Source organism: Corynebacterium nasorum, from assembly GCF_030229765.1.
GTDB lineage: Bacteria > Actinomycetota > Actinomycetes > Mycobacteriales > Mycobacteriaceae > Corynebacterium > Corynebacterium kefirresidentii.
Genome location: NZ_JASPGY010000001.1, coordinates 312758 through 328979 on the forward strand (window position 1 = coordinate 312758; position 16222 = coordinate 328979).

16 protein-coding genes are annotated in these 16222 nt (G+C 58.8%); 4 read left to right on the forward strand and 12 right to left on the reverse strand.

Annotated elements, in window-relative coordinates; all coding sequences use genetic code 11:
- The first annotated feature begins 12 nt into the window (after window positions 1-12).
- Complete coding sequence (gene truB / locus QP904_RS01505; RefSeq protein ID WP_284835408.1) at window positions 13-906, forward strand: tRNA pseudouridine(55) synthase TruB; 894 nt, start codon at window positions 13-15, stop codon at window positions 904-906.
- Here truB and QP904_RS01510 read toward each other — a convergent pair.
- The 9 genes from QP904_RS01510 to rimP form a co-directional block, all read right to left on the reverse strand.
- Window positions 903-1577 carry a 4'-phosphopantetheinyl transferase family protein gene (locus QP904_RS01510; RefSeq protein ID WP_284835409.1) on the reverse strand — a complete coding sequence of 225 codons (675 nt, stop codon included), beginning with the start codon at window positions 1575-1577 and terminating at the stop codon, window positions 903-905. The genes truB and QP904_RS01510 overlap by 4 nt on opposite strands.
- A complete protein-coding gene (locus tag QP904_RS01515) occupies window positions 1574-2386 on the reverse strand; it encodes a metallophosphoesterase family protein (protein WP_284835410.1) in 813 nt (270 codons plus the stop codon). The genes QP904_RS01510 and QP904_RS01515 overlap by 4 nt, the downstream gene beginning before the upstream one ends.
- An 84-nt stretch (window positions 2387-2470) precedes the next feature.
- Window positions 2471-3811 carry an MATE family efflux transporter gene (locus tag QP904_RS01520; protein WP_023021337.1) on the reverse strand — a complete coding sequence of 447 codons (1341 nt, stop codon included), beginning with the start codon at window positions 3809-3811 and terminating at the stop codon, window positions 2471-2473.
- A complete protein-coding gene (locus QP904_RS01525; protein WP_239204205.1) occupies window positions 3808-4770 on the reverse strand; it encodes a DHH family phosphoesterase in 963 nt (320 codons plus the stop codon). Before QP904_RS01525 ends, QP904_RS01520 begins: the two co-directional genes overlap by 4 nt.
- Window positions 4771-5214 carry a 30S ribosome-binding factor RbfA gene (gene rbfA, locus QP904_RS01530; RefSeq protein WP_023021335.1) on the reverse strand — a complete coding sequence of 148 codons (444 nt, stop codon included), beginning with the start codon at window positions 5212-5214 and terminating at the stop codon, window positions 4771-4773.
- A 264-nt stretch (window positions 5215-5478) separates the two neighbouring features.
- Window positions 5479-8313, reverse strand: coding sequence for a translation initiation factor IF-2 (gene infB, locus QP904_RS01535; protein ID WP_284835411.1), 2835 nt, complete (start codon window positions 8311-8313; stop codon window positions 5479-5481).
- Between the two features lie 106 nt (window positions 8314-8419).
- Window positions 8420-8767 (reverse strand): YlxR family protein, encoded by a 348-nt coding sequence (locus QP904_RS01540; protein WP_284835412.1) that lies wholly within the window; start codon window positions 8765-8767, stop codon window positions 8420-8422.
- A gap of 84 nt (window positions 8768-8851) precedes the next feature.
- Window positions 8852-9868: a transcription termination factor NusA gene (gene nusA, locus QP904_RS01545; protein ID WP_284835413.1), complete on the reverse strand. Its 1017-nt coding sequence runs from the start codon at window positions 9866-9868 to the stop codon at window positions 8852-8854.
- A 23-nt stretch (window positions 9869-9891) separates the two neighbouring features.
- Window positions 9892-10431 (reverse strand): ribosome maturation factor RimP, encoded by a 540-nt coding sequence (gene rimP, locus QP904_RS01550; protein ID WP_023021331.1) that lies wholly within the window; start codon window positions 10429-10431, stop codon window positions 9892-9894.
- A gap of 38 nt (window positions 10432-10469) precedes the next feature.
- Here rimP and QP904_RS01555 point away from each other — a divergent pair, with 38 nt between their 5' ends.
- Entirely contained in the window at window positions 10470-11321 is an 852-nt protein-coding gene (locus QP904_RS01555) for a DUF4439 domain-containing protein (RefSeq protein ID WP_284835414.1), read from the forward strand.
- A 169-nt stretch (window positions 11322-11490) separates the two neighbouring features.
- The gene (locus tag QP904_RS01560) at window positions 11491-11820 is read left to right on the forward strand and encodes a transglycosylase family protein (RefSeq protein WP_239207588.1); all 330 of its coding nucleotides are present in this window, start codon (window positions 11491-11493) and stop codon (window positions 11818-11820) included.
- A gap of 126 nt (window positions 11821-11946) precedes the next feature.
- Here the strand turns inward: QP904_RS01560 and QP904_RS01565 are convergent, their stop codons facing one another.
- Entirely contained in the window at window positions 11947-12309 is a 363-nt protein-coding gene (locus QP904_RS01565; protein ID WP_034655866.1) for a DoxX family protein, read from the reverse strand.
- A gap of 40 nt (window positions 12310-12349) precedes the next feature.
- Window positions 12350-14119 carry a proline--tRNA ligase gene (locus tag QP904_RS01570; RefSeq protein ID WP_239207586.1) on the reverse strand — a complete coding sequence of 590 codons (1770 nt, stop codon included), beginning with the start codon at window positions 14117-14119 and terminating at the stop codon, window positions 12350-12352.
- Between the two features lie 31 nt (window positions 14120-14150).
- Here QP904_RS01570 and yaaA point away from each other — a divergent pair, with 31 nt between their 5' ends.
- Entirely contained in the window at window positions 14151-14873 is a 723-nt protein-coding gene (gene yaaA / locus QP904_RS01575; protein ID WP_239204221.1) for a peroxide stress protein YaaA, read from the forward strand.
- A 30-nt stretch (window positions 14874-14903) separates the two neighbouring features.
- Here the strand turns inward: yaaA and QP904_RS01580 are convergent, their stop codons facing one another.
- Window positions 14904-16217 (reverse strand): DUF4921 family protein, encoded by a 1314-nt coding sequence (locus QP904_RS01580; protein ID WP_284835415.1) that lies wholly within the window; start codon window positions 16215-16217, stop codon window positions 14904-14906.
- Window positions 16218-16222 lie beyond the last annotated feature (5 nt).

Below are 16222 nucleotides of genomic sequence, written 5' to 3' on the forward strand. Positions count from 1 at the left end.
GACTTAGAGGCTATGACTGATGTGCTCGCAAACTCCGGCCTCGTCATCGTAGACAAACCCGCCGGTATGACCTCCCACGATGTTGTCGGCCGCCTACGCAGGTATTTTCACACCAAAAAGGTGGGCCATGCCGGCACCTTGGATCCCATGGCCACCGGCGTGCTTGTCCTTGGCCTGGAGCGGGGCACCAAGTTCTTGGCCCACATGGTTGCCTCCACTAAGTCCTACGACGCCACTATCCGGCTCGGCGCCGCCACCACCACCGATGACGCCGAGGGGGAATACTCCTGGGGCGCTAGCGCTGCAGGCGTTGACCGCCCTGCAATTGACGCTGAAATTACCAAGCTCACTGGCGATATCATGCAAAAGCCCGCGGCCGTATCAGCCATTAAGATTAATGGCCGCCGCGCCCATGAGCTCGTACGCGAGGGCCATGAGGTAGACATTCCCGCGCGTCCGGTAACGGTGGATACATTCGACGTTCTCGCACAGCGCCGCGAGGGCGACTATATCGACTTAGATGTCACGGTAGATTGCTCCTCTGGCACCTATATCCGCTCCCTGGCCCGTGATTTGGGCGAGGCGCTTCAGGTAGGCGGGCACCTTACTGCTTTGCGCCGCACAAAGGTGGGCCCTTTTACGCTTGCCGACGCCCTCTCGCTCGACGACCTTGCCGATTCCCCGCGCCTTTCCTTGAGCTTGGACGAAGCCTTGGCTCGCTGCTTCCCGGTTCTATCCGTCACCGAGGATGAGGCGGCGGCTCTAGCTATGGGCAAATGGCTCGAACCCCGCGGGCTTAAAGGCGTGCATGCTGCCGTGGCTCCCAATGGTCAGGCGGTCGCGCTCATCAAGGAAAAGGGCAAGCGCCTAGCCACCGTGTTTGTCGCACGGCCTTCTACCCTTTAATGGCTAAAGTCTAGGGCCGGAACCGATGTGGACACGATGACGTAGCCATCTCGAATCACCCAGCGCCCAGTGATAAACGGCACCGGAGTGGGCCGGGCCAAAATATAGGAAATGAGCGTGCCATCCTCGCGCAGATCAATTTCAGCTTGATCAAAGTCGAGCCAGCGGAAGGTCATGGGAAACCACGATTTATACGTGGCTTCCTTGGCGCAAAAGAGCAATCGGTCTGGGCAGTTAATCCCCGCCTTACTTAGCCGCAAAAGCTGCGGCATCTCCCCGGCTCGGGCAATCATGGCAAGAACATGATCCGGCAGCGGCTCGGCGGGTTCTGCGTCCAAGCCCACAGATTTTAGGGCGGAGGTTGGAGCAACCACCGCGGCCCGCATTCCCTCAGTATGCGTCATCGATCCGATAAAGCCTTCTGGCCATAGCGGTATGCCCCGCTCGCCGCGCAAAATCGGCGTCGTCGGGTTAGCACCCAATTCTTGTAAGGCTCGGTGCGCGCACCACCTCGCATCGCCGAACTCCGCCTTGCGTACATCAACTGCCTGGGAAACGAGTGACTTTTCTTCGGCCGCGAGCTGTTCAAAATTGGCCAAATCCGCGTAGCTCGAATCCGTGCGCACATAGCAATATCGCGCACTGTCAGGAAATAGCTCTGGATACATCATGGTGTCCCCTCCTCCTCAAGGAAACGCAGTACCGGATAGGGCCACGCCTGGGCGGTCTCGCGGCCCTGCCACTCTCGGGGATACCCCAACGATGTCTCTATGTGGTCCACGCCGTCCACATTGATGCGGGAGGGCATGTGCAAGTGTCCATAGATTACGGATTCGGCGTTATAGCGGCGCGGCCACGACCGTGTATGCCGCGTTCCGCACCATAAGGCAATCTCGGGAAAGCGCAACAGCATCGTCGGCTCTTGCACCAACGGCCAATGGTTGACCAGCACCGTAGGACCATTCACGCGGGAAAGACGTTTAATGGAATAGGCCAATCTATCCCAGCACCACGCCCGAATGTCTACAAAGGGGGCAATGGCGAACTCATCCGTCATCATCAGTTGCTTTGCACGTGCCGCTGCAATAGCTTGGTCCACGCTAAGACCATGTGGACGGAAGCTATAGTCATACAACGTAAAAAGCGGCACGATAGTAGTCCCGTGGAATACCGGATACGGGTCTTCGGGAGTGATAACTCCGATTTCCCTACACCTATCTACCAGGTGCGTGTATTTGTCTCGGCCTTGATATTGCTCTTGTGAGCGCGAGAAAAGTTCATGATTGCCAGGCACCCAGATGACTCTGGCATAGCGGACTTTGAGCTGGCGCAGAATACGAATGATGAGATCGGTGCGCTCTGCTACATCTCCAGCCACGATGAGCCAATCCGCGGGATCTGGCGGCGTGAGCTGAGCAATGCGCTCACTATTGGCGCTTACCGCACCATGCAGGTCAGAAACCGCCCACACTGTTGGCATAGGTTCTACCTGCCTTCCAAACAACTGCGCACTGCACGGAGACGTGCATCACCCGCGAATATCAATACGCCCACTTTAGCGCAGCTAGTTCTCTTGTACTACGGCCCATTTCATGGATCGGAACCGGTAGACCACGCCCACCATACGGAAAGCAATGAATGCAGCAAGGCCGCACCACACGCCAGTCAACCCTGTGCCCATAAAATGCGCCAAGATGACGCCTGGCAAAAATCCCACCAGAACCGAAGAAATAGTCAGTGTGCGCAAGAAGGCTGCATCGCCGGCGCCAAGCAGTACGCCATCGAGCGCGAAGACTACGCCACCGCCAATGACCATGGCTACCAAGATCCACCACGGCTGGCCAATGGCATCGAGTACCTCCGGAGCGGAGGTAAAGATGCGTGGAATAATTCCCGCGCCGGCAGCGAAAACAGCGGCCAGCAGTCCCGAAAAAATCGTAGAGTACAACACGACCTTGCTGCCTACACCGCGTGCATGCTTAGCAGAGCCAGCGCCTAGGGCCGCTCCCGTCAAAGATTGTGCGGCAATGGCCAAAGAATCCAAGATGAGGGACATAAAGTTCCACAACTGCATCATGATCTGGTGACCGGCCAGAGAAGCGGTACCCACCCGGGAGACCACGGCCGTGGCGGTGAGGAAGGCCACCTGGAAGCTAGCCGAGCGCAGAATAAGATCGCGGCCCAAAATCAACTGCTCCCGTATTACATGCCATTGAATGTGCCAAGAGCCGGTATGTTCCTTGTGTAATTCGCGGACAAATAGCGCAGCAATAATGCTCATGCCCAGTACCGTGGCTATAGCGGAGCCGGCCAGCCCCCAGAAATGGACAAAGATGGGCACTGCAATCGCGCCGGGAATCATGCCAGCCAAGGTGAAATACAGCGGTTTCTTTGTATCTTGGACTCCGCGCATCCACCCGTTGCCAGCCATTTCCACCAATGTAACGGGAATGGCAAGTGCCGCGATGCGCAGCCACAACGCCGTTCCGGCAGCCGTGGCGGGATCACCAGTTAAAGCACGAGCAAATACGCCGCCGAAAATCCACATGATAACCGCGAGAAGCCCGCCTACTCCCAAGGCCACATAGGTAGCTTGTACGCCCTCAGCAACCGCAGCCTCGCGTTTTCCGGAGCCAAAGAGGCGAGCAGAGCGAGCGGTCGTGCCGTAGGACAAAAATGTCAACTGCGTAGTCACCACGGAGTGAATCGTGGTCGCTGCGGCCAGAGAAGCTAGCTCTTGCGCGCCAAGGCGGCCGACCACCGCAGTATCCAACAGAAGATAGAGCGGCATCGCCGCTAGCACGCCAAGCGCAGGAAACGCGAGGCCAAAGACCTCGCGTGCGGTTACTGTGCCGGCGGTGGAGCGATCCTGGGTGTTCAATCCATCCGTCTGCCCTGTACTCATTGAATAGCGGCCACCAATTCCTTAATGATTTCTTCTGGAGCTCCGTGAGCGGTATACCCTGCGGCTGGAACATGCCCGCCGCCGCCAAAGTTAAGCGCAACAGAGGAGCAATCAATCCGAGAGGAACGCAAGGATACCGCCCATACCTCCGGAGCCTGCTCTTTAAACACCACGCCTATGGTGGTTCCTTCTAGCGCGCGGACGAATTCCACCAGTGACTCCACGGCCGAATCTGAGTGGCCGTGGATATCATCCCTTCGCGCGACAAGGATGCCTAGGGTGTGCTCCCCTGCTTCCTCAATACGCAGACCAGCCAGTACCCTACCAATCATCTGTAGATCGTCCGGTGTGATGGAATCCAAGAGGTCAGCGGCGATCTGCTTGGTATCGAGATCGTAATGCATAAGGCGGGTGGCAATATCATGCATTGCCGGCCTACCCCAGCGGAAGCTGCCGGTATCAGTCATCAAACCAGCATAAAGGCAGTGCGCGATATGGCGGTCAACTTGAATTTCTAGAGAATCCAAAATGCTCAGCAAGACCACGGTGGTGGATTCACATTCGGTATCCACCACATTGATGGCACCGAATCCTGGATTAGAAGAATGGTGGTCAATGCACAGAACCCGGCCCTGCTGGGCTAGCTGCTCAATGTGGTCTGCAAAAAATCCCGTCCGGTCCAAGGAACCACAATCAACGGTGACATAAAGGTCGTAGCCTTCGGGCAGTTCGCGGCTGACGATGACGTCCTCGGCACCGGGAATGGTGTATAAGTTCCGGGAGATTTCCCGATCTTGGCCCACGACGGCGCACACGTCTTTGCCCTGTTGCCGCAACGCGAGCAGCAACGCCGCAGCAGAACCGATAGCATCGGCGTCCGGCCGCAGATGCGTGACAATGCAGATGCTGTGGGCATCCTGCAGGGCAGCAACGGCCGGCTGGTATTGCTTTTTAGTCACTTAAGCCTCGTCTTCATCGGAGGTCTTATATGGGTTTGCGTCCCCTGCGGGCTGGGCGTTTTCCTTCAGCTTCGCCAACTCCTCGTCGCGGGCACGGGCACGAGCTAATAGTTCTTCCATATGAGCTGAAGCTTCTGGGACGGTATCGACCTCGAAGGTCAGCGTCGGGGTAAAGCGCACGGAGAGTTGATCTCCTACAATCTTGCGCAGCTGCCCCTTAGCGCGCTTGAGAGCTTCTTCTGCTTGCTGGAAATCCGGCTCGGAGTCAATGTCTTTTCCGCGCACGGTATAAAAAACGGTGGCATCGTGCAGGTCGCCTGTGACTCGAGTATCCGTGATGGTCACCAGCTCAAGGCGGCGATCCTTAATCTGGCGTTCGATGGCGCTTGCCACGATTTCCTGAATGCGCTTGGCCATACGCGCTGCGCGTGCGTGATCAACCATGTGAACCTCCCAGCTCAAAAAGAATCCATCTTTAAAATTACCGCCAACCGGTATAGAAACCACCAGTTTAGTGCGCAATACCGGACAATGAAAACCCGTACCGCTTGCACAGGTACGAAGTGGGCCATGCAAAATCATCGCTATAAACAAGCTGCTAAAGCAAAAGGCCCACTTCCACTCTCCCCAATCCTCCCCACCTGTGTGCTGGAAGCACATTCAGTGGAGAGACGGTGAGTGTAGAAGTGGGCCTTGCGGCGGCGTCATTTAGTCGCGCGGAACCTCGACCTCTTCGTAGGCCTGGATGATGTCGCCTACCTGGATATCCGGGTAAGAGAGCACCATACCGCACTCATAGCCGGCCTTGATCTCGGTTGCGTCGTCCTTCTCGTGACGCAGGGACTCAATCTTGGCGTCGGCAGTGATGACGTTGTTATCGCGCAGCAAGCGAACCTTGCCGTTGCGGACAACCTTGCCCTCGGTGACCATGCAGCCGGCGATGGTACCCACTGCGGAGGACTTAAACAGGGCACGGATCTCGGCCGCACCGGTGTCGCGTTCCTCGTAAATCGGCTTGAGCATGCCCTTAAGCGCAGCCTCGACCTCTTCGATGGCCTTGTAGATGATCGTGTAGTAACGAATATCCACGCCCTCTTGGGTGGCCATCTCCGTCGCCTTGCCTTCCGCACGAGTGTTGAAGGCAATGATAACGGCGTCGGAAGCCGCAGCCAGGGAGACGTTGGTCTCGGTCACAGCGCCCACACCACGGTCGATGATGTTGAGCTCGACTTCGTCCTCGGTCTTGATATCCAGCAGGGCGTCTTCCAGTGCCTCGACGGAACCGGCATTGTCGCCCTTGAGGATGAGGTTGAGGGTCGAAGTCTCCTGCAATACCTTGTCCAGATCCTCCAAGGAGACGCGCTTGCGCTGCTTGGCCTGCAGGGCAGAGCGCTTGCGGGCGTCACGCTGATTGGCAATCTGGCGGGCAACGCGGTCGTCTTCCACCACGAGCAGGTTATCGCCAGCGCCAGGCACACCAGACAGGCCTTGGACCTGAACCGGGCGGGATGGACCGGCCTCTTCGACGTCGCCGCCGAATTCATCGAGCATGCGGCGCACACGGCCGTGTGCATCGCCCACGACGATGGAATCGCCCACGTGCAAGGTACCGCGCTGGACAATGACGGTAGCAACCGGACCACGGCCGCGGTCGAGGTGTGCCTCAATTGCCACACCCTGTGCGTCCATATCTGGGTTAGCGGTCAGCTCCAAGGCTGCATCCGCGGTCAGGATGACGGACTCGAGCAGCTGATCGATGTTCTTACCCTGCTTCGCGGAGATGTCCACGAACATGGTGTCGCCACCGTATTCCTCCGGAACCAAGCCGTATTCGGTGAGCTGGCCACGGATCTTGTCCGGCTGCGCTTCCGGCTTATCCACCTTGTTGACTGCCACGACTACCGGAATATCCGCAGCCTTGGCGTGGTTGATGGCCTCCACGGTCTGTGGCATGACGCCGTCATCGGCAGCAACCACGAGGATAGCCAAGTCGGTGGACTTAGCACCACGAGCACGCATGGCGGTAAAAGCCTCGTGACCCGGGGTATCCAGGAAGGTAATGGTGCGTTCGCCGTCCACGTCTACCGTGGTCTGGTATGCACCAATGCCCTGGGTGATGCCGCCTTCCTCGCGGGCGCCCTCGTTGGTCTTGCGGATGGCGTCCAGCAGGCGGGTCTTACCGTGGTCAACGTGACCCATGACGGAGACGACTGGAGGACGATTCTCCAGCGCTTCCTCGCCGCCTTCGTCCTCACCGAACTGCAGGTCGAAGGACTCGAGGAGCTCGCGGTCCTCATCCTCAGGGGAGACGACCTCGACGTTGTAGTTAATCTCAGAGCCGAGCAGCTGCAGCGTATCTTCCGATACCGAAGCGGTCGCCGTCACCATTTCGCCAAGGTTAAACAGCGCCTGCACCAGTGCTGCTGGATCCGCACCGATCTTCTCAGCGAAGTCCGAAAGGGAAGCGCCACGACGCAGGCGGACGGTCTTGCCCTTGCCATCTGGCAAGCGCACGCCGCCTACGACATGCTTCTGCTGCTCTTCGTACTCATGACGCTTCTGACGCTTAGACTTCTTGCCCTTGCGTGGAGCGCCACCTGGACGGCCGAATGCACCTGCGGTGCCACCGCGACGTCCGCCGCGTCCGCCGCCACGGAAACCGCCTGGACGGCCGCCACCTGGCCGACCGCCGCCTGGTCCTCCGTGACCACCACGGCCACGGCCACCGCGTCCACCACCGCTCGGTGCCTTAGACGGCATCGATGCAGGGTTCGGATGGGAAGGCATCATCGCTGGGGATGGACGACGACCGCCGCCACCCTGGCTATTGCCGCCCTGGCGGTTATTTCCGCCCTCGTTTTGACCGCCGCGCTTGCCGCGGTTATCTGGCTTATTGCCGCCACGCGGGCCCTTAGAGCCGCCTGGACGTGGGCCCGGCCGGCTATCGCCGCCGCCCGTGGAGAACGGGTTATTGGCTACGCGGCGGGTACCGCCTGGCTTCGGCATCGGGCGAGGCATGGAATTGCCTGGGGTCGGGCGCTCGCCCGTCTTCTTGCCACCAGCCTGGCCGGGCTTAGGCGCGCCCTGGCCGGGCTTTGGTGCGGCAGGCTTGGCCCCCGGCTTCGGAGCCTGTGCGCCCGGCTTCGGTGCAGCTGGCTGTGCGCCGGGCTTAGGAGCGCCCTGACCTGGCTTTGGTGCGGCAGGCTTGGCCCCCGGCTTCGGAGCCTGTGCGCCCGGCTTCGGTGCGGCAGCCTTTGCCCCGGGCTTGGCCGCAGCGGACTGCGCCCCTGGCTTAGGAGCACTTGCCTTGGCAGTGCTCCTAGCAGCACCCTTGGCAGGCTTTTTGTCTTGCTTCTTCTCGGCGGACTCATCGCCACCGGACTGTGCTTCATAATGAGCTCGCATCTTCTTAACCACCGGCGGTTCGATGGTGGAAGAAGCAGTCTTTACAAACTCACCCTGTTCTTTCAGGGTGGCGAGCAGTTCCTTGCTGGTTACTCCGAGCTGCTTTGCTAGCTCGTGAACACGTAGCTTTCCGGGCACTTGTCTCCTCTTGGTATCGACTAGGAGCCAAGGCCACGGAAACTGGCCTGACCCCTAGTTAGGTTTGTTGGACGTTCATCGCTGATGCTTCATCGTTGTGCGCTCATCAGTGTTCGGTCTTCCTTTGTAACTCTGGTTTGTACGAATCTAACGCGGTGTCTTCCGCCTTAGGTACTTGTCCGCTCTGCGCTTCCAAGTATTGACGTACCTGACCTGTGTCCACGGGTGCGGACGTGCGAAGCGCGCGCTTGAAAGCACGTTTGCGCTCCGCCAGCTCGAGTGCAGAAAGGGTGGGGCTAATCCACGCCCCACGACCGGGAAGCCGGCGGTGGGGATCTGCTACCAGACGGCGGCCATGCGGATCATCTCGGTCGATAACCACTCGTAGCAAGTCCGTATCTGGCAGGCGGCGGCGAGTAGCGATGCAGGTCCGGAGTCTTAGCCTCTCAGACATTCAACTCCTTACTCTTCGCGTCGCCACTATGCCCCATTCTGCAACTGGGCCATTTACTAGACTACGCTACAACCGCGCAGATCCTTAATTAGCGTCAGCGTCCGAGTGAATATCAATCTTCCAACCGGTCAAACGAGCAGCTAGTCGGGCATTTTGCCCCTCTTTACCAATGGCCAGGGAGAGCTGGTAATCCGGCACTACCACACGGGCGACCTGTGCCTCGTTGTCCACGACGGTGACCTTTACTACCTTTGAGGGGGCTAGCGCATTGCCCACATAGACCGTGGGGTCCTCACTGAAGTCAATGATGTCAATCTTCTCACCGCCGAGCTGACGCATGATGTTGTTGACGCGCTGGCCGCGGGGCCCGATGCAAGCGCCCTTCGCGTTCAGACCCTTCGCGTGGCCCATAACCGCTACCTTGGAGCGGTGACCCGCCTCGCGGGCGATGGCAATCATTTCTACGGTTTCATCGGCAACCTCCGGAACTTCCAGCTCGAAAAGGCCACGCACCAATTCAGGGTGGGTACGCGAGAGGTTGATCTGCACCTGGGCACCATTGCGATTCACGCCGACAACGTAGGCCTTAATGCGGTCGCCGTGCTCCAGCTTTTCACCGGGAATCTGCTCGGCAGGCAGTAGAATGCCGTCCTGGGATTCCAGCTCAGAGCCCAACTGGACCACGACGATGCCGCGGGCATTAGCGCGGGCATCGCGCTGGACGATGCCACTGACCACGCGGCCGGTAAGCCCCGAGTAGGAATCATAGGTGCGCTCTGCCTCCGCCTCGCGCAACTTGCGCAAGATGGCCTCGCGCACGGCCTGTGCGCCTACGCGGCCAAAGTTCTCTGGGGTGTCATCGTATTCGGTGGTTACTTCCCCAGTTTCCGGGTCGCGCTCCGAGACGATGACGCTGACTGCACCAGTGGTGGTATCGATATCGACGCGGGACTTGGCGCCTTCCACCTTGCCGCCAGCATTAGACTCGCGGTAATCCAGGTAGGAATACAACAAGGCACCCGCAATCGCTTCCAGCAAGTCCTTAACCGGGACGTTGCGTTCGGATTCGATGGTGCGAAGTGCCTGCAGATCAATATTCACTTGTCATTCCTCTCGGTTGCCGGTTAATTCTCGGCTTCTTCAAACGTCTTGTGCACCGCCGCTATTTCCTGTTCGGACGGCTGCGCAAATTCAATTTCTACCACTGCCCGGGCAATGTTTTCCAATCGCTCTGCGCGCGTCTGCACGTCCTTTTTATTTGCCGTGATGAGGATTACGGCATCGGCGGCGTCGTTAAGCGCGCCAATGCGAGCTGTCTGAGACTTGCCATCGCCAAGGTCGAAGGAAACCTTGCGCCCCCGATTGCGGCGCCAGTGGCGTGGAGCGGTCAACGGCAAATCCACTCCAGGGGTGGAAACCTCCAGGGTGTAGCCGGCACCAAAATTGAGCTCGCCTGCTTCTTCCTTGGCGTCAAAGAAAGCAGAAATCTCATTAGATACTTCCTCCAGCACGTCCGAGCTAGGGCGCTTATCACCATCAATACGGATAACCACCTGGGATTTCTTCCCCGCCTTGGTGGTCTTAATGTCTTCTACATCCAATCCCCGCTCAGCTAGCTTTGGCTGCAAGAGTTCGGTCAATTGTTGTGCATCTGGGAAAGCCATGCCCACTAGCCTACGTGCTACCGGGTACAGTCTTTTGCGTGAACCGCCGACGTATAGCTTTGATCCTCGTAGCCACAACCGCCACCCTGCCCGCCTTAACCGGGTGCCAGGCAGTTGATTCCGTCGTCGACTATTTCGGCCCCCGGCCGGAAAATAGGCTGCTCGCGCTTGCCGACGCCGCCGCAACCGACGCCCTTGCTTTAAACGGCGTCGACGATCACGCCGCAGGAATCCGCAGTTCCCAGGCCGATGCCCTCTATGCCGAAATTACGCGCCTCTGCGGTACCGACGATGCCGGCAATCCCCCACGCTCGTGTGAGGTAGAGCGCCCCACTAAAGCTAACCGCGCCGCGGATTCTTCCGAGGTTATGGAAAATGCCGCCTCTGCTACGACAGCGGCAGCCGATGAAGTCACCGTTGAATCGCGCACCCTGGTGACCGAGCAAGCCATCGCGCTCAATGCTTGGCTGCCAGGCGATGCTCCCGCTATCCCAGAGCTTTCCCAACCAGAGCAAAAAAGTGCTGCCGATCTCCTTGCCTGGGAGTATGAGCAGGTTTATGCGCTGGATTTCGCCCGGGCCTACGTCGGCGCACAGCACGAGGGCAACGTGGACCACCGCCTAGAGGTCCACCACCGCCGCATCGATGCCCTGCAGGAGGCCTTAGGCCGGTATGGCACCGTGCCGCAACCCGAGCCGGCTTATTCTTCCGGCGACCAAGAACTCCCCCATGATTCCGCATCTGCGCTGAACTTTTTAGGCGGCCTCGCCGAACAGGACGGCCGGAAATGGTCCGCCGCCGCTGCGCAGGCGGCGCAAGAAGAATCACCAGATCAAGACTGGATCACCTGCCTTATCGGCATCGCGGCCGAATCCCACGGCATGCGCTAGAACGCGACGCCTGTCTGTCAATCCCCTGAACGCCGGACAGTGAAAATGTAGCGAGCTCTACGACGCTATGCATTGCTTCTGCTCTACAAGCGTGCGTAGGTTGGTGCACCATGAGCTTGCAGGAGATACCGCGAGCCTAAAAGACACAAAGAGAAGGAGTTTCCTCTCAATGCGTTCTAAGAAGACCATTTTGACTGTATCCGCCGCCGCACTGGGCCTTGCTGGCCTTGCCGCCCCTGCCGCTACTGCCGCACCGGCTAGCGCTTGGGATCAGGTTGCTGCCTGCGAGTCCGGCGGTGACTGGCATATCAATACCGGAAACGGTTACCAGGGTGGCCTGCAGTTCAACGCGCAAACCTGGGCTGCCAATGGCGGCACCCAGTACGCTGCAACCGCTGACCAAGCAACGCGAGAGCAGCAGATTGCCGTGGCCGAAAACGTTTTGGCCGCCCAGGGCGCTGGCGCATGGCCTAACTGCGGCGGCCCAGTTGCCGGCTAAATCATAGGCTCCGGCACGAAAGAGAAAGCCGGACCCTCCCCACCCTGCGGCGTTTCCGCGGGGTTGAGGACGGGGCCGGCTTTTCTGCTGCGTCTACCTAGCTAGCGCGCAGCAATGTCAATTCCTTTAAGCCTCGTGCTTGGCGATATTCCAGGCATACATCATAAGCAGCACCTGCAGCGGCTGACGGATGATGTGGTAGATCTTTTTCGGCCATCCTGCCTTGCGCTCAATCCAGGCGTGGTACATATTGGCTGGCCATACAGCGGCAAAGAGCGCAAGCGCAGAAGCACCGCCGAACCCACGGGTAGCGCGGCGCCGCAGCAACGCGCCAGTGACTATCTCCCAGAGACCAGAAGCAAAGTTATAAAACCGTGCGGGGCCGGGCAGCTGCGGCGGAACGATGGATTCGAAAGTTTGCGCCTTCACAAAGTGCAATACGCCCATGGCGGAAAGCACCGTGGAAAGTCCATTCTTTTGGAAATTCATGCCTTCCACGGTACCCCGACGCGAATCATTGCGCGCTTCTCTAACCGCGAACCAGCTCAAGAATCTTGTCCACGATTTCCTCCGCTGGGACCTCTAGGGTCTCTCCGCCGCGGATGCGCAGCTCTATCTTGCCTTCCTTGAAGGCACGGCCCAGGACTGCCACAAATGGCATGCCTAGCAGCTCTGCATCCTTGAACTTCACGCCTGGGGAGACCTTCGGGCGGTCATCAAAAAGCACCTCGATCCCCTTGGCGGACAGCTCTTCCACCAATGTGTCGCCGGCCTCCATGGCTGCGGCGTCCTTATTAGCCACTGCCACATGGACCTGGTACGGCGCGACAGCTACCGGCCAGTTAAGGCCCTTGTCATCATGGCGCTGCTCGGCTAGCACAGCCAGCATACGAGTGATGCCGATGCCATAAGACCCCATGGTGGGAACCGCACGCTTGCCGTTTTCATCCAAAATCTGGACGTCGAAGGCCTCGGTGTATTTGCGGCCCAGCTGGAAGATGTGGCCCAGCTCGATGCCGCGCTCCAAGGTCAACGTGCCCTGGTTATCCGGGGCAAGATCGCCTTCCTTGACCTCTGCGGCCTCAATGAACTCATCCACGGTGAAATCGCGGCCAGCCACGCAACCAACCACGTGGCGCTCGCTTGCGTCAGCGCCGGTAATCCACGCTGTGCCCTTGACCACGCGCGGATCGGCCAAGACTTTAATGTCATTGGCGTTCAATACGCGCGGTCCAACATAGCCCTTGACTAGGAAGTCATTGTCAGCAAAGTCCTTGTCCCCGGCCAATTCAAACTCCACCGGCTCGAGTGCAGCCTCGAGGCGCTTTTCATCCAGTTCACGATCTCCCGGGATGAGCACCGCGGCCAACTCGGACTCGCGCTTTTCGCTCTCAGCAGCTGGGTGGAAGAGCTTTACCATCATGCATTTGAGGGTGTCTGCGGCCGTTGCCTCGCGGCCGTCGATAGTAATGCCTGCTTGCTTTGCCCAGGAAACGAGTGAATCAATGCTCTCTGCATTCGGGGTGTCGTATTCCTGCGCCTCTGGCTGGCCCTCGATGTCCTTCTCCGCAGGTGCTGGGGTAACTACGGCTTCCACGTTGGCAGCATAATCGCCTTCAGTAGAGCGCACGAAGGTATCTTCACCGACTTCAGAGACGGCGAGGAACTCCTCCGAGGCAGAACCACCCATCGCGCCAGAGGTGGCCTTACAAATGGCGTAATCAATCTCTAGACGGTTGAAAATATTTTGATACGCCTTCCGGTGGCGGCCATAGGACTCATCCAATCCTTCATCGGTCATGTCGAAGGAGTATGAGTCCTTCATGGTGAACTCGCGGCCGCGCAGCACACCGGCGCGGGGGCGTTCCTCATCGCGATACTTGGTCTGAATCTGATACAGCGTAACCGGAAAATCCTTATAAGAGGAGTACATGTCCTTTACGGCGCTGGCAAACATCTCCTCGTGGGTAGGGCCGAGTAGCATGTCTGCGTTCTTGCGGTCCTTCAGGCGGAAGAGATTATCGCCGTATTCAACCCAACGGTTGGTCTTTTCATAAGGCTCGCGCGGCAACAAAGCAGGAAAAAGCATTTCCTGACCGCCAATAGCATCCATTTCCTGACGGACTACGTCTTCAATCTTGCGCAGCGTGCGCAGGCCCAACGGCAGCCAGGTATAAACGCCCGGCGCAACGCGGCGGACATAGCCGGCGCGCACGAGCAGCTTATGGCTGGGGACCTCAGCATCAGCCGGGTCCTCACGAAGGGTACGGAGAAATAGTTCAGAAAGGCGGGTAATCATGCACAAAAATATACCTCGCTACCCTGTATATATGCTCATTATCCTCCCTCCTTCAGAAACTAAGGACCACGGCGGCACAGGCCACGCGCTTGATTTCGCGCAGCTTTCCTTTCCGGGACTAAACGAAACCCGGCGCGAAATTGCAGCTGAGCTGCAGTCTCTTTCGGTAGATGAGGCAATGAAGGTGCTGAAACTCTCAGAAAAGCTGCGCGGTGAAGCCGAGTCCAACCAGGGTCTTTTTACCACCCCCACCATGCCGGCCGTGTTGCGTTATACCGGCGTGCTTTTTGATGCCCTAGACGCTCCCACCCTCCCCACATGGGATCGCCTTGCCATTGGCGACGCCCTTTTTGGCATCCTCCGCGCCAGCGATCCCATCCCCCATTACCGGCTTTCGGGCGGGACAAAACTTAGCGGCCGCACCATGAAATCGCACTGGGGCAAGCAGATCACGCAGACTCTCGAGGGGGTAGACGAGCTTATTGTTGATCTGCGCTCGGGTACGTACCAACAATTGGGCCGGGTGAAAGACGCGGTAACGGTGCGGGTAGAAAGCGTGCAAGAAGATGGCTCGCGCAAGGTAGTCAGCCACTTTAATAAGCACTACAAGGGCCTCCTCGCCCGCGAGCTAGCGCTCTCTCCTGCCGATGCCTATAGCGCCGCCGACGTTGCTGCTATCGCGCGCGCCGCAGGTATGACCGTTGAAGAACCGCGGCCGGGTTCGTGCGAGCTCACGCTCCTGGTCAGGCGCTGAGCCGACCACCGTTTGCCCAGCGCGGTCTGTTTAGCGCAACTGCGGGTTATATAGCAGGCTATTGCGTTGCACCGAGCACTCCGTCGCCACGCGTATTGAGCCGGAAACATGTCCGGATTCGCGCAGGGGGTAAAGCTGGCCTACTACCCTATCGCGCAGGTCCCAGGGCGAAATGGTGTTGAGGTAGATCTTGGTACCGCCTTCGAATCCAGCGAGCGTAGAAATACGTAACTTGATAAGAATGCGCCATGGTTGGGCAACATCGACGTCGGCGGGCTTGTGGTGCCATTCCTCATTGCAGGGCACCTCGCGGCCTACTGCGGCGTGGGCAGCGTGGACTAGATCGCTCATGGCACGAATTTCTTCTTCCGACTGCAGCCACGGCTCGCAGGTTGCGGACTTGGAGTACACCTCCAATGTGGGATAACGGTGTCCGAAGCCGGCGAAGAGGACAGCATGGTCGTTTTCCGCGATGACGAGATTGCGGCTAGCGGCATAATCCGCCGCCCACTCGTTGTACATGTTCATATTGCTGCGCAGCATCTGGACCTCTCGGTGAGAAGCCATACCGCGATCATCAATAGCAACGAGCTGCTTGTGCAGGTGCTCGAAGGAAGCACCGGCTGGCTGCAACCAGTTTTGGAAAGCCACCACGTACGGGGCGTAGCGGTTGCGCTCGTAGAGATCCCGCATGGCGTCGATAGTCAGCTGCATAAAGAGCAGGTGTTCTTCAGCGCTTAGCGTGCCCGAAGATGCCAACTGCGAATCATCCTGTGCGCCGCGCTCAAAATGGCGGCCAGCCACGATGACGTCGTGACCGCCGGCGAAGAATCCAGCAGCCTGGTCCACCAGTTCTTCTTCGCTTGTCTCAGGCAAGTGCGCTGCTTTGCGCTTCGTGCGCACTATCTTGAGCACATGTTCTCGGCCGGCCGGATCGCTAAGGTAGTTGTCCATGCGCTGGCGGGTTTCGGCATCCATCTCAAAGCCGTAATTGGCATGCCAATAGTCATAAGAGACGATTTCAAACAGATTGGGGATGCGCCGAAAGGCCGGCACTGTGTGATCGTATTCCTGCAAGGGCAATCCACGCACAATCCCGCCGGAAGGCAGAATGCGTGCCTTTTCCGGCGGGGTATCGGTCAAGCGCCCAGAGCAAAAGGCGCAGCGATGGCTAAAGTCTTCCTCTTGCAGTGGCTGCGGGTTAGCTACTGGTACAGACAGCGGGCGGTTGCCGCGGCCTGGCACGGTCCATACCTCGGTTCCCGAGAACGGGTTGACCTGTTTGACCGTGCCATCCCGCATGGTTTGGATGGGCTCAATGCGGGCAAAAAGTGCATCACTCATGCCCA